6 protein-coding genes are annotated in these 5,998 nt (G+C 68.2%); 5 read left to right on the top strand and 1 reads right to left on the bottom strand.

What is annotated here, in order from left to right; genetic code table 11:
* Positions 1 to 375: 375 nt before the first annotated feature.
* Both SX243_24870 and SX243_24865 read left to right on the top strand, forming a co-directional pair.
* A complete protein-coding gene (locus tag SX243_24870) occupies positions 376 to 2,022 on the top strand; it encodes a hypothetical protein (protein ID MDY7096221.1) in 1,647 nt (548 codons plus the stop codon).
* Positions 2,019 to 2,384 carry a metallopeptidase family protein gene (locus SX243_24865; GenBank protein ID MDY7096220.1) on the top strand — a complete coding sequence of 122 codons (366 nt, stop codon included), beginning with the start codon at positions 2,019 to 2,021 and terminating at the stop codon, positions 2,382 to 2,384. Before SX243_24870 ends, SX243_24865 begins: the two co-directional genes overlap by 4 nt.
* Positions 2,385 to 2,781: 397 nt before the next feature.
* Here the strand turns inward: SX243_24865 and SX243_24860 are convergent, their stop codons facing one another.
* A complete protein-coding gene (locus tag SX243_24860) occupies positions 2,782 to 3,654 on the bottom strand; it encodes a 5'-3' exonuclease H3TH domain-containing protein (GenBank protein ID MDY7096219.1) in 873 nt (290 codons plus the stop codon).
* A gap of 276 nt (positions 3,655 to 3,930) precedes the next feature.
* Here SX243_24860 and SX243_24855 point away from each other — a divergent pair, with 276 nt between their 5' ends.
* From SX243_24855 to SX243_24845, 3 genes are all read left to right on the top strand, one after another.
* A complete protein-coding gene (locus SX243_24855; protein MDY7096218.1) occupies positions 3,931 to 4,209 on the top strand; it encodes a hypothetical protein in 279 nt (92 codons plus the stop codon).
* 24 nt (positions 4,210 to 4,233) lie between these two features.
* Entirely contained in the window at positions 4,234 to 5,160 is a 927-nt protein-coding gene (locus tag SX243_24850) for a hypothetical protein (protein MDY7096217.1), read from the top strand.
* Between the two features lie 89 nt (positions 5,161 to 5,249).
* On the top strand, positions 5,250 to 5,998 hold a 749-nt coding region (locus tag SX243_24845; GenBank protein ID MDY7096216.1), incomplete at its 3' end, for a beta-ketoacyl synthase N-terminal-like domain-containing protein.

The raw sequence follows: 5,998 nt of genomic DNA, 5'->3' as shown, positions 1-5,998 counted from the left end.
ATTGCGAGGGCCGCTGGCAGAGCTTCAACGGCGTGGGGCATCCGGTGGGCGAAGCCCGGCCGGCATGGCGGGTGTTGCGCGTCCTGGGCAATGTGCTCGACCTGGATGGCTTCGATTACAAAAGCATAGCAGCCCGCGGTTCTAGCAGCCCGCGGTGAAAGTCGAGCCGCGCTACGAGCGGCCCTTTGTCGCCGAATCTTCGTTCGAAAACCTCGTCGATACCCGCATCGCCTGCGGTTTTCCGGCCTTGATTCGGCGAAAAATTGCTCGCTCTCGCCAGCGTCTGACTCTCACCACGGGCTGTTAGGGAACCTCGGAGTGTCCTTATAATGCTCTGGTCCGTCCATCCTTTTCAGAGCCTCGGGGAGGTCTTCCATGCGCGTCCAGATTCATCCGCTCACCCGCTGTTTCCTGATCTTGGGGTTCTTGCTCCTCGCACTGCCGGCAATCCCCGCCCAGGGGCAGTACGCCGAGTTGGGCAAGGTGGATTTCGAGAATTCCGGCTCGCCGGAGGCTCAGGAGCCCTTCCTCAAGGGCGTGGCGGCGCTGCATAGCTTTTGGTACGGCGAGGCGCGCTTTCTCTTCCAGGAGGCCCAGGCGGCGGACCCGGACTTCGCCCTGGCCTATTGGGGCGAGGCCATGACCCACGATCATCCCCTGTGGAGCGGTCACGATGCGGAGGCCGGGCGCAAGGCCTTGGAGAAGTTGGCGCCGACCCCCGAGGAGCGTGCCGCCAAGGCGCCGACGGCGCGGGAAAAGGCGTGGCTGGCGACGGTGGAGGCGCTGTATGGCGAGGGCACTCGATCGGAGCGCCAGCAGGCCTACCATCAGGCGGTCCTCCATCTCGCCAACCAATATCCCCAGGATCCGGAGGCTTCGGCCTTCTACGCCCTGACGCTCCAGATTTCCCCCCATTCGGGTCTCGCCAGCGTACGCCACCGCATGCGTTCCGCCGCCATCCTGGAGCGCCTGATGGACACTCTGCCGCGCCATCCCGGCGTCCTGCACTATCTGATCCACGCCTACGACGACCCCATCCACGCTCCCCTCGGGTTGCGTCCTGCGCTGGTCTATGCGGGGGTGGCGCCGGGCTCTTCCCACGCCCTCCACATGCCCTCCCACATCTTCCTCCAACTGGGGATGTGGGACTCCATGGTCTCGTCCAACGAGGCCGCCTACGTGGCGTCCTTGGCGTGGGCCCAGCGGCGGGATCTACCGGCCACGGAGCGCGACTTCCACAGCCTGGGCTGGTTGTCCTACGGCTATTTGCAGCTCGGCCGCACCGCCGAGGGCAAGGAGTGCGTGCGGCTGATCCAGGAGGTGGTGGACGCCAGTGGGGATCTCGACCTGGCCGCCGAGGCCCAGCGCATGGAAGCTCGCTATCTGGTGGAGAGCGGCCGCTGGTCCGAGGCGCCGGAGGCGTCGGCGGTATCGACGGACAACCCCTACTCCGAGGCCACCATGCGTTTGGCCCTGGCGCTGGCGGCAGCTTATGAGCAGGATGCTCCGGCGGGGGCCGCTGCCGCCGCTCGTTTGGAGGAGCTGCGGGCGGGGCGGGAGCAGGAGGGCAACCAGTACCTGGAGCGCCTGCTGGCGATCATGGAGCGCCAGGGGGCGGCGCTGGCGGCGGTGGCGGCGGGGAATTGGGAGGAGGCGCTGGAGCGCGGCGCCGAGGCCGCTCGGCTGGCGGAGACCACCGAACCCTCCTCCGGCCCGCCGGAAACCCTCAAGCCGGCCCACGAGCTCTACGGTGAGCTGCTCTGGGCCGCCGGCCGTCCGGCGGAGGCGGTGGAGCCTTTCCAGCGGGCCTTGGAGCGGGCTCCCAACCGGGTGCGTTCACTGCTCGGCCTGGCCCGGGCGGCGGTGGCCCAGGGCGACGAGGCGGCCGCCGTGGCGCAATACCGCCAGCTGTTGGCCCTGTGGCAGCAGGCGGATCCGGACCTGCCGGCGCTGGGAGAAGCGAAGGCAGCGGTGGCGCGAGCCCCATCGTCGGAGAACCCGTCTTCGGAGAACAGTCCGTGATCCGCATGGACCGGGACGAGTTCGAGGCCCTGGTGAAGAAGGCCTTGGACGAGCTCCCGGAGGAGTTTGCGGCGCTGCTGAACAATGTGGCGGTGGTGGTGGAGGATGAGCCCAGCCCGGAAGACCTGGAGTCGGTGGGGCTGGATCCGGAGATGGACGACCTCTTGGGTCTCTATCTCGGCGTTCCCCTCACCGAGCGGGACACCTACTACGCCGCCCTCCCCGACCGCGTGGCCATCTACCGCGGCCCCATCCTGCGCTACTGCCGCTCCCGCCGCGAGGTGGTGCGCGAGGTACGGGACACGGTCGTCCACGAATTGGGACACCATTTTGGGATGGAAGAGGAGGACATGCCTTACTAGCGTCATCGCTGATCGCACGCCATCTCGCCGTGTGCTCGTCGACTCGGCTTGTGCGGCGTACCGCGGTACGCCTCCGCGCCTCGCTCCTGCGCTACGACGATCTGACGCACGCTGAGCGATGACTAAAGGCGTCTATCCCTAATCGCGACCGTCTACTTTTTCTGGCTCTCACGTTGGAGCGTGGGAACAAGGTGAGAGGGGCGCCCCCGCCCGTTCCACCGGATTCCAGCGTGGAGTTTTGGTTCAACGATGAGCTTCGAGCTTCCCCCTCTACCGGTAGGTTGGGTGGGCGGCTGGGAGAGGGGGATCGAGGGGGTGAGGGGTCTGCTCGAACGGACCTCCTCTCGGCTTTACCTGGTTCCCACGCTCGAGCCTCGGAACCAGGTGTCAGGAAAGCCTACTGCCACCCATGCACCCGCTCCACCAGCCCGGGCTCGCCCCAGGCCTGGGCCAGGTCTTCCACCGCCGGCCGGAGGGCGCCGCGCCAGTGGAGGTCGTCGAGGGTCTCCTCCAGCGGTACGTCGGTGCGCAGGGTGGCGAGGCGGCGATAGAGGAGAGCGTCGTCGCGCTGGGCGGCGAGGGTCTCCGCCAGGCGAGCGGCGCCGCGGATCTTGACGTCCCAGTCGGTGGGGTCTTCGGGGATCTGATCCAGATGACCGTAGCGGGCGAGGGCGGTGGCGGCGGATTTGGCGCCCCAGCCCTTGAGGCCGGGGATGCCGTCGGCACTGTCTCCCACCAGCGCCAGCAGGTCGGGGATGGACGCCGGCGGGACGCCGAACTTTTCTTCCACGCCGGCCTCGTCGAGAAGCGTCTCCCGCCGCCGGTCGAGGCAGACCACCCGCTGGCCGTCGACGCATTGGGCCAGATCCTTGTCCGGCGAGCACAGCACCACCTGCTCCACGCCCCGCTCCTGAGAAAAACGTGCAGCGGCGGTGGCGAGGGCGTCGTCGGCTTCGAATTCGCGCATCCGCCAGACCACGACGCCCAAAGTTTCCGCGACCCGTTCCGCCAGGGGAAATTGCGCCAGCAGCACCGGATCCACCCCCTCGCCGGTCTTGTAGCCGGCGAAGAGGTCGTTGCGGAAGCTCTCGATCACCGTGTCGAAGGCGCAGGCCACGTGAGTGACCCCGTCCTCCCGCAGCAGCGAGAGCAGACTCATCATCAACCCCCGGGCGCCGCCAATCTCGGTTCCGTCGGGAGCCTGCCGCGGCGGTGGGCCGTAGAAGGCGCGAAAGAGCTCATAGGTTCCGTCCACCAGATGAATTTTCATGGGGGCATTCTAAACTCCCTTAGAACCATTCCGCCTGGAAGACGGTAGGCCGAGTGCTGGTCCGAAGCGAACGAAGACTCCGAGGCGCCCACCGCAGGCAGAAGCTGTAGCGGAAGAACGCGCAGAACTGTTTGAGCGCCAGCGAGTTTTCTGCGCGCCGCTACAGCGCCCAAGCCTGCGGTGGCCAGCAGCGCCGAGGCCTGAGTGAGCTCGGACCAGCACTCGGCCGGCCCGCCAAGATACTCGCAGAGCCCCGCCTGTGGTAGCTTCCGCGCCATGGCTGACATGACTCTGGAGGCGGAGACCTCCAAAACGACCATGGACGAGGTGCGGCCCGGACTGGATGCCGCCTTGAAGAAAGAATTTCCCGGCGGCATGATGCGCTGGAGCTGGGACGGCGACGTGCTCAAGCTCTCCGGCCCCGGGGCCGAGGGCTCGGTGGTGCTGGACGGGGGGAAGCTGGTGGGCTTTGCTTCCCTCAAGCCGCCAGCGAGCCTGATGCAGGCCAAGATCCGCGAGAAGATGGGCCGGGTCTTGGAGGCCGCCGCCGGCTGATCCTTCGGTGGAGACTCCGAGCTCGTGAGCCCCGATTCCGGATCTGGCGCCGAGGCTGCTGGCAGCCCCAATCCTCCTGACAGCATCGTCGCTGCCGTCCTCGGGCATGCCCGCAGGGCTCCCGAGCGACCCTGGCTCTTCCACCGCCCGGAGCTCGACTGGCGGTGGCGCTGCTGGCGGCAGGTGGCGGCGCAGATGCTCGCCGGACCGGTGGTCACCGCCGGTGAGTTACCCGATCCCGGCTCCGCGGTGCCCTACCGCGACTACGGTGACCCCGACTCCATCGCCCTCGATCTCGTCCTCGCCGCCGCCGGCTACGATCCCCAGCCCCACTTCCTGGCAACCCAGCCCTCCCGGCCCTGGCCGCCGGAGGGCTTGGTGGACGTTCCGGATCTTACGGTGGAGCCGGCCCCGGGACGCTTCGCCCCGGCCGTCGAGATCCCCGATCGTCCCGGCCAGCCGGTGGGTGGGGCTCAGGTCTTGGAGAACGGGGACTGGCGGCGCCGCGGCGCCGCGGACCTGGTGCGTACCGCCACCGAGGCTTTCAGCTCCCTCCCTCCAGCCCCACGCCGCGACATCCTGGTGCTCCATCGCCCCCTGGCGGAGCCCGCCCAACGCCTGCTGCTGACCTGGGCCGCGCTCACCGAGGCGGCGCTGATTCTGCTGCCGCGCCCGGAGTCCACCCGGGGGGAAGACGACTGGTACCGGGAAACCCTCGCCTGGGTGCGCCCGACGTTGCTCCACGGCACCGCCGCCGAGCTCGCCGCCCTGCGCCGCGGCCTGGAGCCCCGCTTCCGCCGCTCATGGCCCTGGAATCGCCGCCCACGCCTGGCCCCGCCTGTGGACCGAGTGCGGGGGGTGGTGGTCTTCGGTGCGGAGGCGCTGGCGGAGGATGAGACGAGTTTTTGGCACACCGCCGGAGTGTCGGTGGTGGCGATTTCAAATCCATGAAGGCCTGAGCGACTTCCAGGCGAGACCGCACCGAGCGCTGAGTCCTCGTAGGCAGGAAGAACGGGACAAGACTGATAGAGTGAGGAACTATGGAAACCAACGACAAGACCGACTCCGCCTCGTCTGAGAACGCCATGGACGAGGCTGCTTCTATCACCGCTTCCAACGATTCCGCAGAGGCTTCGGCGGATCTTCCTTCGACCCTGCCGCCGCCCAACAATGCCAGCGCCCACGAGGAGATCACCGAGCGCGCAGATACGGTTTGGGTCCGCGGCACCGGGCCCCGCATCAGCAAGAAAGACCGCTACGAGCTGCGCGGCCCGGGGGGCCGGGTGGCCATCATCGATGGCTGCCGGACGCCCTTCGCCAAGGCCGGCAGCGAGCTCAAGAACCTCGATTGCGTCGACCTCGGCGCCGTCGCCGCCCGCGAGCTGGTGGCGCGCACCGCCGTCGAGCCCGGGGATATCGACCTCTCCATCTTCGGCGTCGTGGTGCCGGCCCTCAACGCGCCGAATCTGGGCCGCGAGGTGATCTTCCGCGCCTCTCTGCCGGAGACCATCACCGGCACCACCGTCAACCTCGCCTGCGCCTCTTCCAACCGGGCCATCGCCTTCGGCGCCCAGGCCATCCTCTCCGGCGAGGCGGAGATCGTCCTCGCCGGCGGCGCCGAGTCCCTGTCCAACGTTCCCATCACCTACTCCCGCAACGCCGCCCAGCAGCTGATGAAGTTGAGCAAGGCGAAGTCCGTGGGAGCCAAGCTGGGGGCCCTGGGCAAGCTGCGCTTCAAGGATCTGGCGCCGGTGGCGCCGGCCATCGCCGAGTACACCACCGGCATGAC

It is taken from the genome of Acidobacteriota bacterium, assembly GCA_034211275.1.
In the GTDB taxonomy this organism is placed as follows: domain Bacteria; phylum Acidobacteriota; class Thermoanaerobaculia; order Multivoradales; family JAHZIX01; genus JAGQSE01.
Note: the sequence above shows the minus strand (reverse complement) of the source record. Positions and strands in the feature narration are given on the sequence as shown.

Excerpts from the sequence above, each read along its gene's own strand:
- SX243_24870 (MDY7096221.1), top strand. The coding sequence starts at position 376 with ATGCGCGTCCAGATTCATCCGCTCACCCGCTGTTTCCTGATCTTGGGG.
- SX243_24860 (MDY7096219.1), bottom strand. The coding sequence starts at position 3,654 with ATGAAAATTCATCTGGTGGACGGAACCTATGAGCTCTTTCGCGCCTTC.
- SX243_24855 (MDY7096218.1), top strand. The coding sequence starts at position 3,931 with ATGGCTGACATGACTCTGGAGGCGGAGACCTCCAAAACGACCATGGAC.